The following is a 25094-nucleotide window of genomic DNA, read 5'->3' on the forward strand; positions in this document are numbered from 1 at the left end:
CGGAAATTGCTTCTATCGGTCCAGCCGGTGAACCTGATCAGAAACATCGACATTCATGTTAGAGACGATCCGTATCGGGTTGTTCGGTAGATACGAATGCTCAAAAACAGTTATTGCGCAATCCACGAGTTAACGTTTAGAGACCGATCGGGTAGGATCTGTCAATCAGGCGGTGATATCCGGTCTGGTCACTGAAAGCCGTATGGCAATTCACGACGGGGTATCCGTCTGAAGGGGGAAAGAACCATCAGACCATTGGATTTCAAGGGGTGAGTTTTCCCTGAAAGTGACATATACCTCCTGCTTCTGATACAGAAGTGACCATTTCGGGTAACTGCTGTGTTGCTGTTCGGGAACCGTGTTAACGTGTCAGAGATATTTTTTAAAAGAAATAGCACAACTATCTGTTAAATCAAGATGTAAGTTATGACGGCATCGCAAAAAGTTGTGGGGGATATAAAAAAAAGAAGTTTTTGAAACAATCAAGGTGAAAGGCGGTTGAATTCCTTTCACCTATCTCTCTGCTCAGTGGCCGAATAAAATTACAATCATGTCAGATGTATGAGAAAAACCTGTATCAATACGTTTCATAACACAACCCTTCTAGGTTTGACTGGTGATAGAGGCGTTCTTCAATATCGATATCGAAATAGTCTGCAGCGGGTTTCAGGATCTCGGGATGAGTCCGATTTACGGATCGAACGGTTTCCAGGATGATTGCCATGGCATTTTGAGTGACTTTTCCAAGAGGCCTTCTACATCTTCCTGCCGGCATTCCCAGAAGTGAAACGAGCACTTTAATACCCAATGGATTTCTGGCCCGGCATACCACATTGCCAAATGGCGTTTTTTCCGTGGTCGTGAAAGTCACCAGATTAAATAGCGGCATCAGTGCGTCTGATATTTCCCTGGCTTCGGCGAGCTGATTCATCTGGATCAATTCAACCATCTCGGCTACCGCTTTGGGTGCGATATTGGATACTACGGAGATGATCCCGGAGCAACGGATAACAGAATTTGTCATCATATCGAATGTCAGCGCGTCATCACCGGAAAGTATGGAAAAATCCGGCCCGCACAGTTCACGGATTCGTTTCACGTTCGCCGTATCCCCGGTCGCTTCTTTGACGGTTTGTACGTTTTCATATTCTTCATGTAAAATCGCCAGATCTTCGGGAAGCAGCTTTGTTCCGGTTCGGCCCGGAATAATATACGGTATGATGTCTATATCCGGAAATGCCGATGCAACCGGGGCAATATATTCCCGTCGGATTTCCAGAGAACTCGGTCCGTTGTAATACGGGTCCACCAATAATACGGCGTTTGCCCCGGCCTTTTGCGCATGTTTGGTTGCTTCAAGGCACTCTTTTGTATTGTTGCTTCCGGTACCCGCAATACAGATGCACTGGTTCCGGCACTGGTTTGCAATATGTTCAACAATGGTATTGTGTTCCTGCCATGACAATGCGGGGCTTTCGCCGGTAGTTCCTACGGCAAGAATTCCATTGATGCCGTTTTGAATCTGAAAATCCACTATTTTTTCCAGTCCCTCATAATCAACGGCATCATTTCTGAAAGGAGAAATCAGTGCGGTGAAACATCCTGTGATCATAACTTACTCCCTGTAAAAACAAATTGATCAAAATACAAGCTGTCATATGGATGACGCAAAAAGATAATACATTTCAACGTCCCTCATCATTGCGGGGGTGTAAACGGCATCATGGACAAGGGACAACAGAATTTCAAGTGACATGCCTGATGAGCTCGTAAAAATTACCCAAACCCGTCATTCCCGCGCAGGCGGGAATCCAGAACGCACTAAAACGCCTGGACTTCTCTTTTTAGTCGAATGACAAACAAGGGCTGAATATGACTTTTTACATAGCCATCATACCTGTTCATTGAATCTTTAGATAAAATCGGTTATTGAATACCATATCTGCAGAGGTCAGGCAAGCTTAAGGGCCTATGTAAAAATAAATTACACCACCCCGCCTGCATTTTTGTTCGTCTCCCGGGTTGCATCAAGGGGGCTTGATCGTACCTGCGGCCATATCCTCTTACGTGTAGTTTCGAAGTCCCGATCGTTTCCTCCGTATCGTGCTGGAGATGCCGGGAATGGCCGGGACGGTCCTCACGACGTTATGGCCGAAGTTATGATCAAGCCCGGGATACCCATACAATGAGCATCCTTGATACGTACCATTCCGGCAGCACGGCGTATTTTTGTCGAGGCCCCGGGTGGCGGATATAAATATCATGGAGATAACGGATAAGTCCATGCGTAAGTCAGAAAGAATAATTCGAAAAAAAGGGCAGCCCTGTTCGTGTGAACGAAGCTGCCCTCTGTATTACTGGTGATTCAGCTGAGCGGTGTTAATTGACTTTGGGATGGCACTTTGCACAGGTGGCCGGTGCGGCTTTCGTGTTATTCTTTTTGTTGAAGTCTTTGTGGCAGCTGATGCAGTTTTCATGAACGGCGTCCGCATGGTACTCCATCTTCTGCGCCATGGTCAGTTTTTCACCCTTTTTGGCTTTTGCCTTGGCGGGTTTTTTGTGGCATTCGATACAGCCCTGAACCGCATCACCTTCTTTCAGGGTTGCCAGCGGTTTTCCGGTGGCATCGTGGTGACATTCGCCGCAGCCGATTTTATAATCGGTGTAGTGTTTCTGATGGGAAAAATCGACGATGCCTTTTTTATGAGCGGCATAAGCCTTGTTGTCCATTTTAATACCGGCAGGACAATCTGCAGCATATACGGTTGCGCCGAACAGAAAGAAAAATCCGGCCAGAGCCATGACTAGTGATAACCCTTTTTTTCTCATAACCTCCTCCTTAAAGTTAATGTTAAATGTATTACCCCATATCTTAAATTGAAGTACTCTAAAAATTCGTATCAAGTAAACATGAATCTGTCAACGGGAAAGAGTATAAGGGATATTCATTCATGCTTCGTTGTCGGAAGAAGACTTACTTTTTTTTGAGAAAATTTTAGCTCCGATAATACTTATTTCATACAGCAGCATTAACGGAAGCGCCATCAGGATCTGCGTAACCACGTCCGGCGGGGTTAACAGGGCTGCCCCGATGAAGAACAGTAAAATGGCATATTTTCTCTGCTTTTTCAAAAAATCGACGCTGACAAGGCCCAGTCTGGCTAAAAAAGTTATCACCAGAGGCATTTCAAATACGACTCCAAATGCTATGAGTAATTTTGAAGAAAAAGAGAGATATTCTTTCATTGACGGCATGGGTTTGATAAATTCGGTTGAAAAACTTAAAAAAAACTCAAACCCAAAGGGAAAAACGATAAAATAACCGAACAGGGCTCCGCCAATAAAGAAAAAAGAAGACAGAATGACAATCGGGTACAGCACGCTTCGTTCTTTTTTATACAGGCCCGGAGCGATAAACATCCAGAACTGGTAAAGGATAACTGGCGCGGCCAGCATGAGTCCGGAAAGAAACGATACCTTCAGGTAGGTAAAGAAGGCCTCGGGGAGGCCTGTGAAAATAAGCGTATCACCGGTTTTCATGACCGATACCAGCGGATGCGTTAAAATTTCAAACAGCTTTTCCTTGAAACCGTACGAAAGAGCAAAACCGACACCGACAGCGATGAAACTGACAATCAATCGATGGCGAAGTTCATCAAGATGAGAGGTAAACGGAAGTTTTTCAGCATCATTCATGGGGTGAAGAGCCTTTTGACCCGGTGTGCTTCCCCTGTCCCTTTATTTCATCAGGGGCGGTTTCAGAGGTAGCTTCGGTGGTTTCTCCAGGCGTTTTATCTATTGCATGGATGGAGGTTCGGATATCCGTGTTTATGTCATCGATGGTTTCTTTAGCCGTTTTAATTTCGTCATCGATTTCAATGGTCTGTTTAAATTCCCGTGTGGCCTTTTTAAATTCTCCCAGCGCACGGCCTAATGACTTTGCAAGATCCGGCAGCTTTTTGGGCCCGATCACGATCAGAGCGATGGCCAGAATAAGTATGATTTCCGGCATTCCCATGCCAAACATGTGGTTCTCCTTGTAAGGAAATTTAAAGAGATTATATTTTATGTGTAATCAATTTATCAGAAAATAAGTTATTAGTACTTAGAATCAGGTAAAGAGTCAAGAGGATTTAAACAGGCCTCGAAACAGGCTTCGGGCCATCAGTCAAGAGTTGCGCGGATGCCCGGTTTTCGGATTTCAACCATTTTTGTCCGGGCATCCGGTTTTAACACCAGGAAAAAAAGGGTGCCGGGGTGCTGCATGTGACCGGATGCGATTTCAGCATAAGGGCCATCTCCCCAGAACAGATCTGCCCGGCCCGGTCCCCGGATAGCGCCACCGGTATCCTGATTCATTGCAAATCGGCTGAATTTCCGCCAGTTTCTGATTTCACCATTTCCGTCAATTACAGGTTTGCGGGTCTGTATAAACGTCAGCGCGGCTGGTGGAAATATCCGCCGGTCCAGTGCAACGGATCTTCCGGGCGTGAGTCTGACATTCAAACATCCCAGAGGGCCATCGGGTTCGGGTTTGAAAAAAACATAACTCGGATTGTAGTTCAGCACCTCGTCAAGCTCATCCGGGTGCTGGCTCAGATAAGAGCGGATGGCCTGCATGGACATCCCGGACCGCGGTATTTTCTGCTTTTCGATCAGCAGGCGACCGATGCTTCGGTAGGGCCGGCCATTTGAAGCATGGTAATGTACGTTGAGAATGGATCCGTCAGTCAGGCATATTTTTCCGGACCCCTGAACCTGGAGGAAGAACAGATCGACCGGATCTTTCAGCCAGGCCAATATATCCGCCTTGCCATCCAGTGCACCGCTGCCATTGATTTCTCTTCGATCAGGATACGGCACGATGGTCTGCCCGGAAAACCTGCCGATAATCCGTTCGCCCTTGAATCGGGGTGAAAACGGTGACAGGTCTATTGAAATCAGGTCCTTCGGGCGGGTATATACCGGAACCCGGAATCGGTCGGTTTTTTCAGGGCTTCCCTGAAGAACGGGTTCGTAGTAGCCGGTAAACAGGACCCGGCCGCTCCGGTTGTTTCCAACAGACTGATAGACGCGGTAGTTATCATAAATAAAGCGGTGAAGTTCGGATTTGACTGGCCGGGTATGAATAAAATTTAGAAAATGGGTCAAAGAGGCGGTCATGTGCCGGGTATCATAGACCTCATCGCCAAAGGTAAACGGTGTGTCCGGGGAAACGGTTTCAAGGTAGGACAGACTCTGTCTGACGGCAAATTCAACATCATCATAGTTCATGTCGTCCGTGAACTCCGGATACTGGCTGACAGGCACTCTGATCATGACCCCGGGGACCGATTCAGTGCCGTCATGACGGATTGAAAGGGTGTTGCACCCGCCGATGCACAGCCATAGTATACACAGAATTGCTGTGGTTAACGTCGCCGTTTTGCGGGCTATCCGGGGCGACCGGTCAGCGTTTTTCATGGATATCCGGTTGAGAATCTTCAAAAGGGGTCAATGAAATCAGTTGAGCCGAAGGGGCGGATCGAAGGCTGCGGGTTTTTACCTCAACCGGGTTGATGGCTGACAGCTGTGCCTCTGCTCCGGATTTGATGCCAAAGTCACCGAATTTTCTGGCGGATGTTAACACCCGGCTTTCAAACGATCCGATGAGCCGGTTATAGGTCTGACAGCAGCGGTCTATCTCCCGGCCCAGGCGGTTGATATGCTCGGCCATAGAGCAGAGCCGCTCGTAAAGTTCCTGCCCCAGCCGGCAGATGGATTTGGCATTTTCTGCCATATTTTCCTGCTGCCATCCAAATGAGATGGTTTTTAACAGGGATATCAGGGTGGTGGGGGTTGCCAGGATGATGTTTTTTTCAATGCCCTCTTCGATCAGTTGAGGATTTTGTTCCAAAGCGGCGCTGAAAAAATTTTCTCCGGGTAAAAACAGCACCACAAATTCCGGCATGGAATCAAACTGGGCCCAGTAGGCTTTTCGGGATAATTGATGAATGTGGGTCTGGAGCTGCCGGGCATGGCTGGCCAGCAGCTGATCCCGCTGTTGATCGGTTTCGGCCTCCAGAGAGTCCAGATAGGCGGACAAAGGTGCTTTTGCATCGATGACAATCTGTCGTTTTCCCGGCAGATTGACGATCATATCCGGGCGTATTTTCCCCTCATCCGTGTCTGAGGAATGCTGAAGGGAAAAATCGCAGAGATGGTGCATGCCGGCAAGCTCAGCTACCCGCTGGAGTGTCATTTCCCCCCATCTGCCCCGAACATGGGGCAGCCGGAGCGCTTTGACCAGTTTTCCGGTTTCTTTCTGAAGGGCATCCTGGGTCCGGATCATCGAAACCACCTGCTGGGAAAGACCGCCGTAAGCCTTTTCCCTGGCCAGCTCCATGGTCTGGATATGTTGGTCATACCGGATCAGAGCCTCTTTGACCGGATCGATAACGCTTTCAATGGCTTTGCTGCGATGCGTCATATCCTGTTGGGCGCTGTCTATATATTTTGACAGGGTGGTATGGGCCAGATCCAGAAACGACTGGTTGTTTTCTTTTAATACGGCCGATGAAAGTGCCTTGAACGTATGTTCCATCTGCGTTCGCATCTGTTCGAGAAAGGCGATTTTTTCTTCAGCTGCCTGACGCTCTTTGCGGATTTCGGTTTCAAGGCCGGTCTGCCGCTGTTTCAGTTCTGTGATGGTGGTGAGCAGGTTGCTGTTGTCGTGACGACTTTCATTCAGGGTCTTTTCGATCTGCTGCATGTAATCGAGTCTGGCCAGGGCGGCTGATCGCTGCTGGGAAATGTCCAGAACCCGTTCGTTGAGCGTACGAATCTGCTGTTCGGCGGTTTTCAGCACCGATTCCAGAGCCTCGTTTTGTTCGGTTTTTCGCTGGACAGTTTCTGACAGTGTTGAAATGGTTGCCCGGTGTTCCATCCGGATGCTGGATACGTAACGGGAAGACCGGATGCTGGAGGCCATCCACCCGATTGCTCCCGCGATCAGCACTCCGGATAACCCCGCAATGTTGATGAATAAAGATTTCATGTTACCAGTGGTGTCTTGAATGCGGATTTCAATCGACCAGCTCCGGCGGATGTTTCCGGATAAAGTGGCCACTTTTCCCGCCGGTTTTTTCCAGCAGGCAGATGCCTGAGATGACCATGGACTTGTCGTAGGATTTGCACATGTCGTAGATGGTCAACGCTGCTATGGATACAGCCGTCAACGCTTCCATTTCAACCCCGGTCGGACCGGACATGCGGGCCGTGGCGTTGATGACAATGGAGTTGGAATTCATGTCCGGGATAAATTCCACTCCCACGTGGGTTACATTCAGGGGGTGGCACATGGGGATGAGTTCCGAGGTTTTTTTGGCGGCCATGATGCCCGCGATTCGGGCGGTTTCCAGCACATTGCCTTTTTTGACGGATTGCGTTTGAATCAATTCAAAGGTTTGCTGCGTCATAGACACCCGCCCCCGGGCAACGGCCGTTCGCACGGTCGGCTGCTTGTCCGTAACATCCACCATCCTGACATGACCTTTGCTGTCGAGGTGTGTAAATTCTGTCATTTCGTACTCCACATGCGTGTTTAGTCTGCAAAAAACTGTTCTTTTCGGGTGACGGTTGTTTTAATCTCATTGAGGGTGTCATGAAGGGCCGGAACGACATTGTCCCGGATATCTCCGGCAACCACCAGAAACATCACATCATCTCCAACCGCCAGCCGTTTATTTTCAACGATTTGTATCCGGATGTCAAGAATGCCGGGCCTTTTTTTATGCTTTTCGATCACCTGCCGGAGCTTTTCGTGATCTACCGTCAGTTTCAGGCCGGTTACTTTTCTTCCTTCCCGGGAGGTGGCCCGTACAACGCCGTTATGGCACAGGATCATGCCTACCCTGTCAAAATCAGGATGTTGTTTAATGCTTTGAATCAGTTCGTTCATGTCCATGAGTTCTATCTGCCTGTTGGTTGGTGTTGGTTTTTACGTTCGATAATCACGGCTTTACATGCCGTTTACGATGTCATACGCGGCAATCGGATGTTTTTCAAGTCCTTATTGCTGAAGCAACGATCAGGTTTACATTTCCAGAATTTGTTTCAGCTGTTCCGGGGTATTGATATTGAAAAAAGATATCAGTTGTGCATCCGTTTTTTGGAGGACCTGTTGTGGAATTTGTTTGACGCGGACCTTGTCATAAAAAAGAGATATTTTAAATTTTTTCCGGATCAGCTGGTTTTCGGCTGCCTTCAGGCAGTTTCTGGAATAAACGGCGCACAGGGGCTCCAGGCCAGATGATGTTTGCGGCACAACAATGTCGATGTTTTCTTCGATATGGCCCATGATGGCTTGAACCAGTTCTTTTTTTAAAAAGGGGGAATCACAGGCGGTAAAAAACGCATACGGTGTGGTGGTATAAAACAGGCCGGAATGAATTCCGGTCAGCGAACTTCGGCAGGGGAAAATATCCGTTACGATATCCGCCTCCCAAACCAGGTATTGAAGCGGGGAATTGGTCACGATGATGATGTGTTCAAACAGATCGGAAAAAGTTTCATACAGCCGGTCAATGATTTTTTTCCCGCCGATTTGAATGAAGGCCTTGTTTTTTCCGTTAAAACGGGAATTCAGCCCGCCAGCCAATATCACGCCGGTACAGGGGTATGTCATGTCATCATCCTGCGTAGTAGACGGTTAGGGTAGTGGTAATGATGTCTTTATGGCCCTTGTGTCATGTTATGGATAAGGATCGCAGTCGGATTGAAGCCATCTGTCCCGATAGAAACCATATATATGATCTTCATAAAAAAAAATGATTGTAAAAGCAAGGTAATTTCATTTATGGTTCAAAAATGCGGCTCCTGATCGGGAGCGGTATGCGGATAGAAATGTGTATTTTTCTGAAGAATGAAATGAATGGATGCATGCACAAAGTGGTTGCTTAATCGGTGTATTGATAACCAGTGAAATGGAAACTATGAATGATGAGTACGCAAGAGCATAAAAAAAAGGCTCCGGAAAAGGTGAGGGTCGCTGTTGTAACAGTATCGACCACCCGGACGCTCGCGGAGGATAAAAGCGGCCAATGGATCAGCCGGACAGCGGAAAAAGAAGGGCATGAGGTGGTGTTTCATCAGGTGATTCCGGACGATGCCGCCGTGATTGAGGCTACCGTAAAGGAAGTGATCCAAAGCCTGCGCCCGGCTGCGGTTCTGCTGACCGGAGGAACGGGAATCACCCCGAAGGATGTGACGATCGAGGCCGTCCGTCCTTTGTTTGAAAAAGAACTTACCGCGTTCGGCGCCCTGTTTGCCCAGCTCAGTTACGAAGAGATCGATTCGGCCGCCCTTATGTCCCGGGCAACGGCCGGGGTGATCGATGCCACGGCTGTTTTCTGCATGCCCGGCAGTATCAATGCCTGTAAACTGGCCTGCAAATCGCTGATTTTTCCCGAGCTCGGGCATTTGGAAAAACATATGAAAGAGGTTTGATACACTCATGGAAGGGAATCAATCCAGACGATCATCCAGCAGGAAGCCTCCGTTTATAACGGCGGTGGTGGCCAATGAGCGGGGAGAAATTTTCGATCTTCAGGGATATGCCGCCGTGGGTATGGACGGACCGGTTCAGGTTCCGCTGACGGTTGAGCAGACCGTGAATCTGCCCTATGGCGGGGAAATGATGTTTCTGCCGGATCGCTACCCGGTGGTCTACAACATGAAAGCCCGACGCATCGAGACATTGAAGGAAAATCCATTTGTTCCGGGCGAAGCGGTATTTCCTGTAGCCGCGTTTAATTCTCCCGGGTATGTGACCGCTTATGTGACCGCTTATCAGGAACGCGACACTGCCGGTTATCTGCCCCTGTTTTCCTATGGCGCGGCCGGCTGGTACCGGGGAAAATTCCGTTCTGCCGTGATCTGTGTGGACCGTGAAAAGCGTCAGGATTTACGATTGATGAAACGGGAAGATGTCATCCGGGGCGTCAGCCAGATGAGAAAGATAATGCCGGACAACCGGCTGCGACGGCATCTGGAGACCTGCGCGCTGGAGTATGGCTGTCCTGCGGGGAAAAATTTTTTTTTAAAACGCTATGAAGCCCCCCTGCCCACGTCTCAGGCCTGCAACGCCAGGTGCCTGGGCTGTATATCCCTGCAGACGAGTGAAATTTCCAGCTGTCAGCGCCGGATTTCCTTTACCCCTTCCCCGGAAGAGATCGCCGAAGTCGCGCTGGAGCATATCCGGAAGGTCAGGCACAGCGTGTTGAGTTTTGGTCAGGGATGTGAAGGCGATCCCCTGCTGGCGGCAGATGTCATCGAGCCGGCCATCCGCCTGATCCGCTCCCGGACACCAGAGGGCACCATTAACATGAATACCAACGCCAGCCTGCCGTCAGTTCTGAAAAAGCTGTTTGGTGCCGGCCTGGACAGCATGCGCGTCAGCCTCAACTCTGTCCGGCAGGACTGTTACCATGCGTATTTCAGACCCGCAGGGTATCATCTGCGGGATGTTGAAATCAGCATCGATACAGCCCTTGATGCCGGAAAGTTTGTTTCCGTCAATTACCTGAACTGCCCCGGGTTTACGGATACTCCCGAAGAACTGGAGGCAATGCTCAGCTTTATCCGCCGCCACCCCATTCACATGATCCAGTGGCGGAATCTTAATTTTGATCCGCTGAGATACATCAGCATCATGAACAAGGCCGGGTCCCACGGCATACCGGTGGGAATGGCCACGGTGCTGCAGACCATCCGAAGTCGGTTTCCGCATGTGATGTATGGCTACTTCAATCCTCCCAAGGAAAAATTTCATCTTGCAGGATGGTCTGAAGCGATCGGTTGATTAAGGCCCTCGTCAAAAATTAAAGAAATCCTCCATCCTGCCGATGAATAAATAAGAGCGTAAACGCTGCTGTTCGATCTGAGACCGGTTGAAGCAGGTCTTATCTGATTTTGTCTACAGGAATTTTTTATACACCGGATTGAATTACCGGCCGTTTGATGCATTACGCAGGTATGAAGCGGGTTCACTGGCATCGGCCAATTATCGGGCATTCGTGTGTCCGCACGGATCAGGGGGTATGGATGGAAATTATCATTGGCGCGCCATCAAAAATTGGAGGGACAACAATACGATCGGGTTGCCACCGGGCAGGTCATGTCGAGGCCAGGCTATTGAACAGCCGGCCGTCAAGAAAACGGTACGGACATCTGCCGAATGGCGGAAAAGATCGCAGAGGGGAAAAAAATATACCGGATCCGTCCAGCGGACGGGTGCTTACCCTGCTTGTCCCGGAGGGATATGAAATCCCGGCCGATCTGGATTCCGGGAAATACCGATTATTTCTACGGTTTGCTCCGCGGTGAGACAGATTTCGATATCAATAAAGGTTTTTCAAGGTCATGTGTTTGTGGTATTTTGTAAGCCTTTCGTATGGAAAGCATAAATTTGGTATCAGGGTCTCGGAAACAATAAAAATAAATAACTTCAAACACAAGACGGATCATCATGAAATGGATTGAAGCACAGGTTATATTTGATTCCGGCGATAAACAACTGGCCGTGGATCTGATCTCAGAGGCATTTTACAACCTTGGCGTGAAGGGGGTGGTCGTGGCCGATCCTGAACTGGAACCGGAAGAGGGGTGGGCGGACCAGATCGAGACCAGGGCCGAAAAGGATTCAGTCACCGGATATTTTCCGGATTCCGACGCATCTTGTGACAAGTGCCGGCGCCTCGAACAGGCGCTCAGGCAGCTTGAAGCGGATCAGGACCTTTGCTGCCGCATCGAATACCGGAAAATCGAGGAAGAGGATTGGGCCAATTCCTGGAAAGAATATTTCCGGCCGGAGAAGGTGGGCGAGCGGATCGTTGTCAAGCCGACCTGGCGGGAGTACTTTCCCCGTGAGGAGGAGATTGTCATTGAAATTGATCCCGGAATGGCCTTTGGCACCGGAACGCATCCGACCACGTCGCTGTGCGTTCAGATGCTGGAAACCTATGTCACTCCCGATGTCTCTTTTCTGGATATCGGTACCGGTTCGGGGATATTGATGGTTGCCGCCGCAAAACTCGGGGCCGAAAAAGTCCACGGTGTCGATATGGACGAGGTGGCCGTTCAGGTGGCCCGGAAGAATCTGGAACTGAACCAGATCCGGCCGGATCAATTCACGGTGGCCCATGGGGATCTGGTGACCGGGGTCGAAGAAACATTTGATATCGCGGCAGCCAATATTCTGTCCCATGTGATCATCACGCTCCTGGACAGTGTCGCAATGGTCCTCAATCCCGGCGGCCTGCTGATATGCTCCGGTATTATCGAGGAACACAGGGACAGCGTGCTGCTCAAAATGATGTCCTGCGGCTTTGAGATTCTGGATGTCCGGTCAAAGGACAGCTGGGTGGCCATTTGCGCCCGATATCCAACAGCGCCGGCGATATAAAATCGCATATTGAACCAGCAGGGTCACATTTTATCTGATTTGCGGATGTGGGTGACATGGATTCAGTTCCTGATATGTTGCAGAAATTAAAAATGTTTAAAAATCAGATCTATCAGATGGATCAACGGGTACGGTTATATGTTTCTGACCGGAAAAAATACGGCCACCCGTTTCCTGAAGACCTGATCAACAGGATACGGGCTTATGAAACAATACTTCACCGGTATCTGGCGGGATTTCGAAACACCGAGCTGGAGCTGTGGCTGGATAATCTGATGTATTCGCTTCAGGTTTATGAAGCCATATGGAAGCGAATGCTTGAGGGGGATGCTCAGGGGTCCGGGACGAAAAGAGGAAAAGACCCTTATCCTGACCCGTCGGTCCGCTCTCATCCCATCGTTCAAAAAGCCTTTGAACTCGAGGCGAGACAGTGGTCGAAATTAGGAATTTGTGACACGGAAACCGAAGAGGAGCTGGCGGCCCGAATCCTTGAACAGTACCATGAGGCCAGTAAAAATCTGAAACAGAATGAAAAGCTCGTGTTGTCGTACGATCTGAGGGATCACAGGGTTCAGATCAAGGTAAGGGCCTCGGAATAAATAAAAAATTACCCCCCGCCCGCTTTTGAGATGGGGACGGTTTGCGCTTTTTAACGCTTCATGGCCCCGACATCTTTTCCCCGGATCGCGCCATGTCGTACGCCGGCAACGGCCGGGACTTCGAGGCTACGCACATCAAAATATGACCGCAGGTATGATATCAAGCCCTGTTTTTTCAAGTTCAAGGAGGGCGGCAATTCAATTTTTCTGATATTTATTGGTATCGAAGCGGTTTTTCTCTTTTTCTGAATACCCCCAACGGCACCATATCTTGAGATGTTTCCTGCTTGACACACAAGCCATTCTTTTATATACCTTTCTGACCCATGTGAATAAATCCTGACGTTGCATAAAAACATGGCAATTCATACAGAAAACGGGGGGTTGCTCAGCCCGTTGAGAAAAAAATGGCTGGCTGTCATGTCGTTTCCCCTGCACCTTTTTCGTTCAGGGTAAGCTTTATGACCCGTATGGCCTTGGTCCTCCATCAGTGACATCTTATTTGCCGGCAGCGCCGGGAATGAGTTGAAGACATCTATGGTATCTTACGACCCCGGCAGAAATAAATTGCACGGGTTTGAGAAAATCCGAAAGTCTGCATAATTCATGCGCAGTTAATTTTTGTCGAGACCCTTACAGCAAGTTCATGAGTGTAGATCTGTGAATCAAAATGAAATGAGCAAACCGATTCAGAATATGCCACCGGTTCGATTGAAAGGGGTGGGAGACAGCCTCTGGGTGACGGTGGATACGGCCCAGCCGGAAGAAGTATTAAAAGAGCATCTGATAAAACTGTTTGAGCGGATGAAACACCTGGTCGTCAATGCCCGCGTTGTTATTGATACCGGAAAAGAAAACGGTTCCGAACCGCTGATCGAACATCTGGGAGCGTTTTTAAAGCAGACCTTCGATGTCGGACTGGTTTCGGGTCCCCCCATAAAACGGTCGTTGGCGCAGGAACAGGTTCGAAGACAGGACATGGGCCATTCATGGCAGTATCATCGAAGCGATGTGTTGATGCTGGCCGGCCGGGTTCGATCCGGACAGAAGGTAAGGGCAAGAAAACACCTTCTGATCATGGGAGATGTCAATCCGGGCGCTGAAATTGTGGCTCCCGGAGATATTCTGGTGATGGGCAGTCTTTGCGGGTCCGCGATTGCCGGTCAGCCGGAAAATGAAGAGGCCATTATCGTGGCGCTGGATTTCAGACCGACCCAGATCCAGATCGGCGGATTTGTGGCAGCCGGTCTTCCCGCTTCATCGGAAGGGGCTGCAGAGTTTGCTCATGTGGAAGACGGATTGATCGTTGTGGAAGACTACTTGAAAGCCAAGCCGTTTAAAGACCTGCCATGGCCGCAGGTCAGATGAGAGCCGTCTGACCGCAAGCGGTCCGGCGGAATTGGACAGCCGGCATCTGTAAGGTTCGCAGGTAGTCTCGAGCCTCCGGGATATGGTTCAATCGCAGGGATGATAATATTGGATCAAATCTAATACCATGACATGAGAGCCCGGACAATATGTCCGATAGAGGGCGTTCAGTCAAAACTGTTTTCAAGAGGTGCACTTTGGAAGGAAAAGTAATCGTTATCACTTCAGGCAAAGGGGGCGTCGGTAAGACTACAGCTACGGCATCTATCGGCGCCGGACTGGCTGTTGAGGGAAAACGCGTTGTGGTGGTGGATATGGATATCGGTCTCAGGAATCTGGATGTGGTGATGGGCCTGGAAAACCGGATCGTATATAATGTGGTGGATGTTGTTCACGGTCGATGCAAGGTCATGCAGGCGGCTATCAAAGACAGAAGACTGGACAATCTGTATCTGATTCCGGCGTCCCAGAGCGACAACAAAAACGCCCTGACTCCTGACGGCATGCGGCAGCTCTGCGGGCAGTTACGGGAGGAATTTGATTTTGTCCTGATCGACTGCCCGGCCGGGATCGAACAGGGATTCGAGAATTCGATCGCGGCCGCTGATGAGGCGGTGGTGATCTGCACTCCGGAGGTCTCGTCGGTCAGAGACGCGGACAGGGTCATCGGACTGTTGTACGCGCGGTCCATTACGCCGAAGCTTGTGGTGAACCGGATCGTTCCCAGAATGGTGGAACGGGGGGATATGTTAAGCCATGAAGATGTGGTCGAGGTGCTGGCGATAGAACTCCTTGGTTTGATTGAAATGGATGAGCAGGTAGTCGTGTCCACCAATACTGGTGTTCCGCTGGTGCTCCAGAAGGAATCAAAGGCAGGGGACGCATTCCGGCGGATTGCACTGCGACTCAACGGGCAGCCGGACCTTCCTGTCGAAGTTCCTCAAACTCAAAAACGGTTCTGGAAAAAGATCAGCCATAAGCTTGGCTTTGGGAAATAAGGCGAATCAATGTTAAACGGATTACTGCAAAAAATTTTTGGTAAAGGCGGGAGTAAGGATGTAGCGAAAAAGAGGCTGCAGTTTGCCCTGGTATATGACAAACTGGAAGTAACCGATGATATTATGAGAGAGCTGCAACGAGAGATTGTGGAGGTGATTTCACGCTATTTTGAAATCGATAAGGAGACCATAAAACTCGATATTCAGCGATCTGATGATTTGTCTGCGCTCGTGGTCAACACGCCGATCATTTCGGCCAAACACAGGCAGCGCTCGGTATCCTGAGGGGTGTATTCTGTTGATCTGGCCGGAAGGCTTGTCCGCGTTTGCCCGGCGTTAACACGTGAGGGTATCCTGTCGGATGGAAAGAATGCTACAAATCTCCCAACGGTCTTTTGAAAGTAAACGTTGCCGGTTTGACCACCAGATTCTTCCATGCGGTCTTCGTGTTCCCGCCCAGGGCTGAAAAAGGCAGTGAAACAATAAATACGGCTGCGCCTGCGATTGTGGCTACAACACCAACCGGGCGAACCAGGAGCGCGTCCGCAACCATTTTTTCACCGGACAGCTGCTCATCGTTGTTCATATGGCCTTGAGCCATAGCGGCAGAACCAAAAGGGATGAGCACCAGCGCCGAAATTATCAGCACAGCTATCATCTGTTTAAAATTTTTGTTCATAGATCCCTCCATGTTTATCAAGCCCGTTTCCATTTTATTTCAAACCGTCAGGCGGACTTTTCCGGTTTCGATCCCCGGAGCCGGTCTGCCAGGCTATGAATCAGCAGAGAAAAGAACCTCATCAACTATTGATTTTATGATATAGAGTAAGAAAAAGCCGTTGAGCGTGTCAAGAAAAAACACCTCATCCTGTTGAATTCCCATGAAATGAGCGTTGATGATTTTCCATCAATTTCGCATCCCATACGGAAAGAGGGCCTTCCCCGAATCAGCATGAGTATATCCCCGGAATATGAATATATTGAAGTGGCCGTCTCGCTTCCGGTAGACGGGACCTATACCTACCGCGTGCCGCAGCCGTTTCTGGCGATAGTGGCGGTTGCAAAGAGAGTGCTGGTTCCGTTTCACAACCGGACGGTTACCGGCTATATTCTCGCCCTGCATGCGGACGGGGGGCCGTCGGCCGGTGAGACGAAATACATCTTGGATGTGCTGGATGAAAAACCGCTGTTTACGACGTCTCTGATTCCGCTTTTTAAATGGATTGCCCGGTATTACATGTATCCTCTGGGGCAGGTCATTACAAAAGCCCTTCCTGCGGGTATCAATGATAAGGAAGTTACCTCGCTTAAGATTACCGGAAAAGGGGCTGCCGTATTGTCAGAATCCGGTATTCCGCCGCTTGCCGAACAGGTATTAACCCGATTAGTCCAGGGGCCAAACCGGCTCAAGACCCTGAGCCGTCAGATTGGCTGTCCCCTGCCGGCCGGGCTGATTCTTTCAATGGAAAAAAAGGGGTGGATCGTTACGCGCCGGTATATTCAAAAAGGAACGCCCGTACCCAGGACCGAGCGATATTTGTCGTTAATCCGGTCGGATATTCCACAGGATCGGTATTATCCGCAGCGAAAAGCCATTTTGGAGGCGATTGAATCCGAGGGAGAAATTTCATTAACGCATTTAAAAAAGCGGGTCCAGTCAGGATGCGGATCGGTCCGCTACCTGACCGAAAAGGGATTTATTCAGACGTGTGAAAAAAAAGTTTACACCGATCCCCTGGGAGAGCTTATTGAGCCTGACAGCCCTCCGCCGCTGACTTTGGAACAGGAAACCGTTATTTCCAGCATTAGCGGGGCCATGGGTAAGGGGTTTTGTACCTACCTGCTGGAGGGGGTGACCGGAAGCGGCAAGACCGAGGTCTATATGCAGATTGCCGCTGAAGCCGTTCAAAACGGGTTTTCGGTTCTGGTGCTGGTGCCGGAGATCGCCCTGATATCTCAGACTGAAAGACGCTTTCGCGCCCGGTTCGGACAGTGCATCGCCCTTCTTCACAGCGGGCTGACAAAAACCGAGCGTTTTGACCAGTGGAAGCGCATCATGGATCAGGAGGCGAGCATCATCATCGGGGTCAGATCGGCTGTTTTTGCACCGCTGGATCAGATCGGCGTCATTATCGTTGATGAAGAGCATGATCCTTCCTATAAGCAGGACGGCAGTTTTTCCTACAATGCCAGAGATCTGGCCGTCATGCGGGCGAAGTTTCAGAACTGTATCGCATTGCTGGGATCGGCTACCCCGTCCATTCAATCCGTATATAATGTGGTTCATTCCAAATTCAAAGGCTTGCAGCTGAGACACCGGGTAAATCAGCAGCCGCTTCCGGAAATCCGGGTGGTTGATCTTCGTGAGTATCGGGACATGAAGGGGATGAACCGATATCTTACCCCGGATCTGGTCGATGCCATGAAGCAGACGTTGCAGCGGGGTGAACAGGTGCTGCTGTTCCTCAACCGACGGGGGTTTGCCAATTTTGCGGTCTGCTCGGAATGCGGCAAAGCGATTCGTTGTAAAAATTGTGATATCTCCATGACCCTCCACCAGAAGGCAAACGCCTATAAATGCCATTTTTGCGGGTATACCCGACCCTTCGGTATCAGTTGCCCGGATTGTGGCTCATCGAAGATTTATCTGCTGGGCCTGGGGACCGAAAAGCTCGAGGCGGGGATAAAAGCGCTGTTTCCGGACCGCCGGATTGCCCGGATGGACCGGGACACCACCCTGAGAAAAGGGGCCTTGATAACCCTGCTGAAGGGACTGCGGAATCGAACAATCGATATCCTGATCGGGACCCAGATGGTTGCCAAAGGCCACGACTTTCCCCATATTACCCTTGTTGGGATCATCTGCGCGGATCTGTCGCTGAATTTTCCGGATTTTCGCTCCGGAGAACGCACGTTTCAGCTGCTGGCCCAGGTAGCCGGCAGAGCCGGCCGGGGGGAAACTCCCGGAAAAGTGATTCTGCAAACCTATACGCCGGACCATTACAGCATCGAGTGCTCAAGGGATCAGGATGTCGAAGGGTTTTACAACCGGGAAATCGAGTTCAGAAAGTCTTTGAATTATCCCCCGTTTTCCAGGATGATTCAGCTGAATATATCAGGCAGGGATAAGAACGATACAAAGCGGGATGCCCGGATTCTTGGTGAATGCAGTTTTTCATTGATGAAGGCCAATCCGGCATTTATGAATCAGCTGGAGCAGCTGGGACCGGTTGAGTCTCCACTGGCAAAGATTGCCAACCGCTTTCGATGGCAGATTCTATATAAAAGTCCCAATGTCGGGCTCCTTCATGAATTTGTCCGCAAGCTGATGGAGGAGAAAACGTTTAAATCAGTTCTTCGTCAGGTGACACTGGCGGTGGATGTGGATCCGTTTTTTATGATGTGAAAAAAAGAACGGGGAACGGGGAAACGGGGTATAAGGTATGAGGTATAGGAGGGTATAGGGTATAAAAAAACACTCCGCTATTTTACACCTTGCACCTTGCACCTTACACCTTACACCTTACACCCTTTATCTATTCAAAATCGTAAATCTTAACCCTGGCGCACATGGGGACGCATTCCTGTAAGAACGCCTGGTGGAGCGGGTGAATCTGGTACTGGTCCTGATCGCTCATTGATTGGAAAACGGAATTGATCGCAAACGAATAGGATTTATCGATCACGGTACGATCAGCAGTGGCAGCCGGTGTGCCGATATGGACAACCCGGGCGAAGTCAATTTTTTTTAATGATTCCAAACCGGCACAAAATTTGTCTTTCTGCTCGACTGACAAATCGTCTTTCAGCCAAAATACGACAATATGAGATAACATCATCGTCTCCTTTCGGGTTGCTTTCTAAAGAGATTTATTCCTTAGTTCAATGCGGTTTCGGGTTGTCTTTTTGTATCTTCGTGTGTGTGCTGATCATATCAGCCCTTTGCATGGATATGTTTATCACACATCCATTATAAGTGTGACGTTTCCGTGTCAAGAGAGAAAATTACATCCACTGCCGGATCTTGGACTTTTGCAAGATAATATCCGTCAACCTGCCTTATAACAGTTGAATACGATGGATTGTTCTTTAAACAATAACTTTGTTCTTGCAAAATGAATTCTATTCATAATAGAATTTACTACAGATTAATTCCGTGCAGCGAACCGGAAAGAGGCCTCGGGCAGGTTTTTTAAGCTTAAACAAGATAATATCGGACACATGATTCAATGGGCTTGATCATAACTGCGGCCACAATGTCACGGGGTCCGTCCCGCCCGTTGCCGGCTTCTCCAGCACGATCCGGGGGATGCCGGCAACGGGCGGGACTCAGAGGCTACGCACAGCAAAATATGGCCGCAGTTATGATCAAGCCCAATTCAATGTATATTTCGAGGGCCAGAATCTGAGCCGGAAGCGGTAGAACTGCTTTTGGCCCGAATTTTCAGCCGACTGTTTGTAATTTGAGCCTATTGCTGTTGTCCGAACGAAAATTTGATTATTTTTTACGTTCAAGGCGGGCAGAAAGACCACCGCATTCAGGGAAAATTTGCAGCCCTTCGTTCAGGCATGACAGAATCAACACTTTCAGAGAGGAGGTAGCTATGACGCAAAAGATACTGGTGGCATTGGACGATTCCGAAAATGCGATGAGAGCGGTTGAATTCATTACGAAAATATTTAAACCGGACAGCAGGGTTACCCTGATGTGTGTTTTGCAGGATACGGCGGCGCTGTGTGATATGAGCAGCCCGGAGTTGACATCCTACTTTATTGCTCAGCAGGGGACGTTTTGTGCGCTTGAGCAGGAAAAGAAAAAGCTGGTGGAAAGTGCTGTTGAAAACGCCAGAGCCCTGCTGCTCAAAGCCGATTTTTTCGAAAACAATATTTCTATTAAAGTCGATATGAAAAAAACAGGCGTGGCTGCAGACATCCTTGAAGAATTCAAACTCGGGAATTATGATGTCCTTGTGATGGGCCGCAGAGGGCTGTCCGGAATCAAGGAATTTTTTCTCGGCAGTATCTCACAGAAAGTGATTCACGGCGCAAAAGATATATCGATTATGCTTGTCAGCTAGACAGAACCTCCCCGTCGGATTCAAGAAGTGGAATCCGATCTTCACGGATTAAGGGCCTTTGCCCTGAGAGAATTGCTCCGGATCGGTCATTTTGCGGTATCCGGAGCTTTTTTCATTTGGACCTGATTGACGGGCGAGTGCCCAGTATTTTTTCATTCAGCCGTCGTGCTCTCAGACAGAAGGTTTCCAGTTTGGCCGTGATGAGTTGGGGAAAAGGCGATCCATCGCTTTCGATGGCCAGAAACGGCAGCTTGTCCAGATCACCGATCGTGGATTGAAGGTCACGGTTGTCCGGGTCTGATGCCAGTTTTATCTCTCCGCTCATGTTTTCGGTAAGGATCGATTCGGCTAACCGGTTCGGCATGCAGCCGAATGGCCCGATGGCAATCACACCACAGACCTGTGAAACGATTTCGCTCAGCGCGCTTCCCACCGTTAGAATGGCTTCCCCGGCCAGTTGACGAGACAGATAGGGTTCGGCATGGCGCATGATGGAGGGCAGATCAATGGGATGGGCATGGACCAGTCCGGAATCGGATAAAATGGATTTGATCTTTTTTTCATACCGTTTTTTAACATACTGCCTTAAATGAACCGACAAGGTGTCGGGAACTGAAACATAATCATCCGTAAGCCCGCCGGTAACCAGATAGTCCGAGTAGTGAAGCCATTCGGCGATGGGAGAGCATGTGGTGGCAAAGCCTTTTTGAGCCATTTTCTCGGTCAGATACTGACGGGAAAGCGAATCTCTCCGGACAAAAATCTCACCTGAAATGGAGATGACCGGTACGTTTTCGGGCGGAATTTTCATGGGAATATGACGAAAGCATGCTACAGCCTGCCGGAGACTGTCTTCAAGCTGCCGGTATTTTCCGTTTTCCAGCTGCGTCAGGATCAATGCCCATGCGGCATTGAACAGCTTCATGGCCGCGTCAGGATCGGCAGCATTGGCCAGCAGCATGGAACGGATATCCTCCATCACATCCGATACGATCACCGCCCACCATCCTCTGATCTGAAACGCATTATTAAAACCGGCATAGGCATTGTCCGACGACAGGGCCAGCAGGGCCACATCCGGGATATTGAGCCGCCGGATTAAATCTTCCATAAAGATGTAATACTGACCGAACCGGCAGGGACCTGATCCTGTCGGCATGAAATACACCACAACTTCATCGCTTTGTTTATGGTTGTAAATATAATTCAACAGCATGCCGGTGGTCAGGATCAGCGGCAGGCACTCTTTGCAGGAGGTATGAGCCCGTCCGAGTTTAAGAATGGGTTCGGTGGCGGGTGGATGAACAAATGTGCGCAATCCTTTGCCCCGGAAAACGGCTGCCAGCGATTCGGTGGCGATTTTTCCCATCGACGGCAGCATAATCGTTACCTGGGGATCTGTCAGCGAGAGGCGGCTGCCGGAAGAGGTCTTCACCATGGCGGTACCGTTGTGAAGAACCATTTGTGCGGGGGTAAATGATGAAGGCCTGCGAGGCTGCTGTTGATCGCTCCGGAGATGACCAAACGCATTGACGATGTCCAGAAATGCTTCAATCCGTGTTTCCAGGCCGGCATCTGCCGTGTGATTGTCCAGTTCGAGGGTCAGACAGGGTTTGCGTCCCATCAGTTCTCTGACATACCCAATGATAAATGAATCCGGTCCGCACGAAAAATTGGTGATATAAGTCGCGAACAGCTGCGGGTGTCTTTTGATAAAACCCGCCGCGTTGAGCAACCGTTGCCCCATTCCCCAGTACATATGCCGTTTTGCTTCTTTTGCTTCCAGCGGCAGAAAATCCATCGGAAGGACCCGGATGCCTCTGGATGCCAGTTTATGAGGGATTCCCATATTGGCATCATCTGTAAATCCGTTATACGGCCGGGCCAGAATCACGATGGCGATCTGTTCAGGATGGGCTTCCAGTTCATCGAGGATCCGGCGGCCCGCCTGTTGCATTTTTTCGAGGCATTGATCTTGGCGTTCAGCAGCTGTCGTAAAGGCCCGGTTGGCCTCAGGCCGGGGAATTCCCATGCGAAGCGCCATGTTGACAAGCGGCTTTCGGGCTGCGTGCAGGCCGGATTTCAGATCGATGACGGGAAACAGGAGTTGAACTTTCTTTTGTTTGAGGTCGTTCAGTTTTTTCCGGAATGCTGTTTGAAGAAAATATGCCTCTCCCTGTACTATCGGGCAGACGCAGGAATTGAGTTTGCTGTCCAGTGTTGGAATGGATTTGAAATGAGGCAGGAAAATCGCATCCGGCGGATGGGGCATATGGATCAGATTGTAAAAAAAACCGTGTGAAAGCTCCGCCGGATAGCAGAAAGCGGCTTGTCTCTGTTCTATCCCCTCTGCGGATGCGGCTTCGGGAAGAACGGGCTCATAGCCCAGTTCAGAAAAAAAAGTTGAATACAGGGGATAATAGGTGTGGACCATGAAGCTTTTATTGAAACCGACTCTTCCCCGATAGCCGGGAGGGCTTTTTTTATTGGGACCGGTTGATCCGTATGTTTCATACACCAGATGCTGGCGAAAACGAACCTGGTTGAGCGCGTTTACATCATAATTGATCTGATGCCTCAGATTGTAGTAGCGGTTGCAGGCGCCGCCAAACGGGTAGGCCTTGCCTTCAATTTCGATGAGGGCAATTTCGCAGTGCCGGTCACATTTTTCGCTGCCTCCTCTGCAGACAAAGGATTTCCCATAGCCGACCTGACGGCGTGCCAGTACTTCCAGATCAAATCGTTTTTGTTGCATCAAACCGGCTTCGATGCGGGATTTTACTTCCAGGGCGACACCGAATGCGCCCATCAGTCCCGGATGCGGTGGCACGATAATCCGTTTTCCGATCAACGAAGCCATGGCCAGGGGAACGGCACGGTTATAGCATACCCCTCCCTGCATGAATACTTTTTCGCCTACCGGCCGGTTGCCTTTGACCCGGTTGGAATAATTCATGCAGATGGAATAGACCAGACCGGCGATGATATCCTCATGGCGGACACCTTCGTGAATGGCGTTTTTGATGTCGGAAGCAATAAAGGCCGCACACTGGTCATTGAAGTTGGGGGGGTGGGTGCCGGCAATCGCGATATCGGCAATATCTTCCATCTTCACGCCCAGTGTTTCATATGCCGATTCTTCCAGAAAAGATCCGGTCCCCGCGGAGCAGGCTTCGTTCATGGCATAATCGGCCGGGACACGGTTGATGATGTAGGTGTATTTTGCATCCTGACCGCCGATTTCAAAAATGGTGTCCACCTCCGGGTCAAAATACACGGCCGCCGTCGCATGGGCGATGATTTCATTGATCACGGCATCGGTCAGTGCGTGAAGCCCGGAGATCTGGCGTCCGGAGCCGCAGATGCCGAGACCTTCGATAACAATTTCCCGGGGCGCGACGTGTGATGAAATCTGGCGAAGAACCGCGCTGTAGCATTGACGTGAGGCTTCGACGGGATCCCCATTGGTTCGCAGGTATACGGAAGCCAGGATGGCCTGGTCGCTTTTACGGATCAGCACCGCTTTGGTGGTGGTGGAGCCCACGTCAAGTCCCAGCAGGCAGATGTCTCCGGAGTGAATTCTGCCCATGGGAAGGTCCCTGAATTCCACCTGTTGATGGAAATTGGAAAGAGGCGGCAGGCATTCAAAAGAAGCGCTTTGCGTATGAAACAAACGGGCCGTTCCCGGAAACGGGGTGGTTTCATGTTCCAGTGCCCAGAGAGCGGCTCCTAATGCCTCAAAGTACGGGGCTTCTTCGGGAACAATCAGTCCCGGTATTTCCTTGCGCAGGTAGTCGATCATCATGCGGTTTTGTGAGGTTCCCCCGCAAATCATGATATTCCGCCGGGGAACTTTTTTCAGAAGCTCCAGGATTTTACCGGCCATCATTTTGCACAGTCCGGCGGTGACCCTGGCTTTGGCAATGCCCTTGTTCGTGGCGTGCGTGCAGTCGGATTTGCAGAATACCGAACAACGGCTGGATAGCGGATACGGGGATTGTTCGGCAGACCATCGGGCGGCTTCTTCAAGTGAGACATTCAGACGTCTGATTTGCTGGAGAAAAAATTCCCCGGTACCTGAAGCGCATTTGTTGCCCGTGAGGACATTGGATATCTGTCCGGACCGGTTCAGAACATACACCATGAAGGTTTCGCCCCCGGCCGCGACAACCGCAGGGCAGCTGATGCCAGAGGGTTTGGCATACCGGTAGGCATACTCTACGGCTTCAGGTTCGGAAATGCTCGATAAGTTGATACAGGATTTGAACTTTCGCCCGGTGGCGGCAATCCGGTCAAATGATTTCAGATCTAACGCTTCCAGTGCCGACAGCAGGGTCTGTCTGGGGCCGCCTTCATGGGGATGGATTGAATAACGGATGGTGTCCCGCGCCTTACGGCAGGATACCCTGTTTTTCTGATCCTCGGGATTGCGTTCCAGCTGGACAGCAGAAATCGTGGAGGCTCCGATACACAAACCAAGTATTTTCATTATGTTACGTCCGGGTATCTATATGTTAAGGTTGCCAGAGTTGTATAAACCTGTATTTAAAGGATTATAAAATTCGACCCATATAGGAAATTGAATAAAACTGGAAACATTCGTTTATGC

Annotated in this window: 22 protein-coding genes; 10 read left to right on the top strand and 12 right to left on the bottom strand. The window is 49.9% G+C overall.

From position 1 onward, the window contains the following. Positions 1-577: 577 nt before the first annotated feature. The 9 genes from dapA to PHQ97_11125 all read right to left on the bottom strand — a co-directional run bounded on the left by dapA (position 578) and on the right by PHQ97_11125 (position 8665). The gene (gene dapA, locus PHQ97_11085) at positions 578-1612 is read right to left on the bottom strand and encodes a 4-hydroxy-tetrahydrodipicolinate synthase (GenBank protein ID MDD4393276.1); all 1035 of its coding nucleotides are present in this window, start codon (positions 1610-1612) and stop codon (positions 578-580) included. A 767-nt stretch (positions 1613-2379) separates the two neighbouring features. Continuing rightward, positions 2380-2829: a cytochrome c3 family protein gene (locus PHQ97_11090; protein MDD4393277.1), complete on the bottom strand. Its 450-nt coding sequence runs from the start codon at positions 2827-2829 to the stop codon at positions 2380-2382. A 120-nt stretch (positions 2830-2949) separates the two neighbouring features. Then, complete coding sequence (tatC, locus tag PHQ97_11095) at positions 2950-3696, bottom strand: twin-arginine translocase subunit TatC (GenBank protein MDD4393278.1); 747 nt, start codon at positions 3694-3696, stop codon at positions 2950-2952. Beyond that, positions 3689-4027, bottom strand: a complete 339-nt coding sequence (gene tatA / locus PHQ97_11100) for a twin-arginine translocase TatA/TatE family subunit (GenBank protein MDD4393279.1) — start codon at positions 4025-4027, stop codon at positions 3689-3691. The genes tatC and tatA overlap by 8 nt, the downstream gene beginning before the upstream one ends. A 137-nt stretch (positions 4028-4164) precedes the next feature. Continuing rightward, positions 4165-5463, bottom strand: coding sequence for an MltA domain-containing protein (locus PHQ97_11105; protein ID MDD4393280.1), 1299 nt, complete (start codon positions 5461-5463; stop codon positions 4165-4167). Beyond that, positions 5450-7036: a DNA recombination protein RmuC gene (gene rmuC / locus PHQ97_11110; GenBank protein MDD4393281.1), complete on the bottom strand. Its 1587-nt coding sequence runs from the start codon at positions 7034-7036 to the stop codon at positions 5450-5452. The genes PHQ97_11105 and rmuC overlap by 14 nt, the downstream gene beginning before the upstream one ends. Before the next feature lie 28 nt (positions 7037-7064). Continuing rightward, positions 7065-7562 (bottom strand): cyclic pyranopterin monophosphate synthase MoaC, encoded by a 498-nt coding sequence (gene moaC, locus PHQ97_11115; GenBank protein MDD4393282.1) that lies wholly within the window; start codon positions 7560-7562, stop codon positions 7065-7067. A gap of 20 nt (positions 7563-7582) precedes the next feature. Beyond that, positions 7583-7939, bottom strand: coding sequence for a molybdenum cofactor biosynthesis protein MoaE (locus PHQ97_11120; GenBank protein ID MDD4393283.1), 357 nt, complete (start codon positions 7937-7939; stop codon positions 7583-7585). 135 nt (positions 7940-8074) lie between these two features. Next, a complete protein-coding gene (locus PHQ97_11125; GenBank protein MDD4393284.1) occupies positions 8075-8665 on the bottom strand; it encodes a molybdenum cofactor guanylyltransferase in 591 nt (196 codons plus the stop codon). 314 nt (positions 8666-8979) lie between these two features. Between PHQ97_11125 and PHQ97_11130 the strand changes: the two genes are divergently transcribed. The 8 genes from PHQ97_11130 (at position 8980) to minE (ending at position 15692) form a co-directional block, all read left to right on the top strand. After that, positions 8980-9486, top strand: coding sequence for a molybdenum cofactor biosynthesis protein MoaB (locus PHQ97_11130; GenBank protein MDD4393285.1), 507 nt, complete (start codon positions 8980-8982; stop codon positions 9484-9486). A 7-nt stretch (positions 9487-9493) separates the two neighbouring features. Further along, positions 9494-10840 carry a radical SAM protein gene (locus tag PHQ97_11135; protein ID MDD4393286.1) on the top strand — a complete coding sequence of 449 codons (1347 nt, stop codon included), beginning with the start codon at positions 9494-9496 and terminating at the stop codon, positions 10838-10840. A gap of 242 nt (positions 10841-11082) precedes the next feature. Then, positions 11083-11364 (top strand): hypothetical protein, encoded by a 282-nt coding sequence (locus PHQ97_11140; GenBank protein MDD4393287.1) that lies wholly within the window; start codon positions 11083-11085, stop codon positions 11362-11364. A 142-nt stretch (positions 11365-11506) separates the two neighbouring features. Beyond that, positions 11507-12442, top strand: coding sequence for a 50S ribosomal protein L11 methyltransferase (gene prmA, locus PHQ97_11145; GenBank protein MDD4393288.1), 936 nt, complete (start codon positions 11507-11509; stop codon positions 12440-12442). A gap of 56 nt (positions 12443-12498) precedes the next feature. Next, positions 12499-13041, top strand: a complete 543-nt coding sequence (locus tag PHQ97_11150; protein MDD4393289.1) for a hypothetical protein — start codon at positions 12499-12501, stop codon at positions 13039-13041. A gap of 660 nt (positions 13042-13701) precedes the next feature. Further along, positions 13702-14409 carry a septum site-determining protein MinC gene (locus tag PHQ97_11155; protein MDD4393290.1) on the top strand — a complete coding sequence of 236 codons (708 nt, stop codon included), beginning with the start codon at positions 13702-13704 and terminating at the stop codon, positions 14407-14409. 197 nt (positions 14410-14606) lie between these two features. Continuing rightward, on the top strand, positions 14607-15407 hold the full coding sequence (gene minD, locus PHQ97_11160) for a septum site-determining protein MinD (GenBank protein MDD4393291.1): 801 nt from the start codon (positions 14607-14609) through the stop codon (positions 15405-15407). 9 nt (positions 15408-15416) lie between these two features. Next, entirely contained in the window at positions 15417-15692 is a 276-nt protein-coding gene (minE, locus tag PHQ97_11165; protein MDD4393292.1) for a cell division topological specificity factor MinE, read from the top strand. 88 nt (positions 15693-15780) lie between these two features. On the opposite strand, the gene PHQ97_11170 is transcribed toward minE, so the two are convergent. Then, positions 15781-16086: a hypothetical protein gene (locus PHQ97_11170; GenBank protein ID MDD4393293.1), complete on the bottom strand. Its 306-nt coding sequence runs from the start codon at positions 16084-16086 to the stop codon at positions 15781-15783. 273 nt (positions 16087-16359) lie between these two features. On the opposite strand from PHQ97_11170, the gene priA reads away from it, so the two are divergent. Then, complete coding sequence (priA, locus tag PHQ97_11175) at positions 16360-18813, top strand: primosomal protein N' (GenBank protein ID MDD4393294.1); 2454 nt, start codon at positions 16360-16362, stop codon at positions 18811-18813. Positions 18814-18943: 130 nt separating this feature from the next. On the opposite strand, the gene PHQ97_11180 is transcribed toward priA, so the two are convergent. After that, positions 18944-19246, bottom strand: coding sequence for a Dabb family protein (locus tag PHQ97_11180; GenBank protein MDD4393295.1), 303 nt, complete (start codon positions 19244-19246; stop codon positions 18944-18946). Positions 19247-20011: 765 nt separating this feature from the next. On the opposite strand from PHQ97_11180, the gene PHQ97_11185 reads away from it, so the two are divergent. After that, positions 20012-20485: a universal stress protein gene (locus PHQ97_11185; protein MDD4393296.1), complete on the top strand. Its 474-nt coding sequence runs from the start codon at positions 20012-20014 to the stop codon at positions 20483-20485. A 112-nt stretch (positions 20486-20597) separates the two neighbouring features. Here the strand turns inward: PHQ97_11185 and PHQ97_11190 are convergent, their stop codons facing one another. Beyond that, the gene (locus PHQ97_11190; protein MDD4393297.1) at positions 20598-24974 is read right to left on the bottom strand and encodes an acyl-CoA dehydratase activase; all 4377 of its coding nucleotides are present in this window, start codon (positions 24972-24974) and stop codon (positions 20598-20600) included. Between the last annotated feature and the right edge of the window lie 120 nt (positions 24975-25094).

This window comes from Desulfobacterales bacterium (assembly GCA_028704555.1).
Lineage (GTDB): Bacteria > Desulfobacterota > Desulfobacteria > Desulfobacterales > JAQWFD01 > JAQWFD01.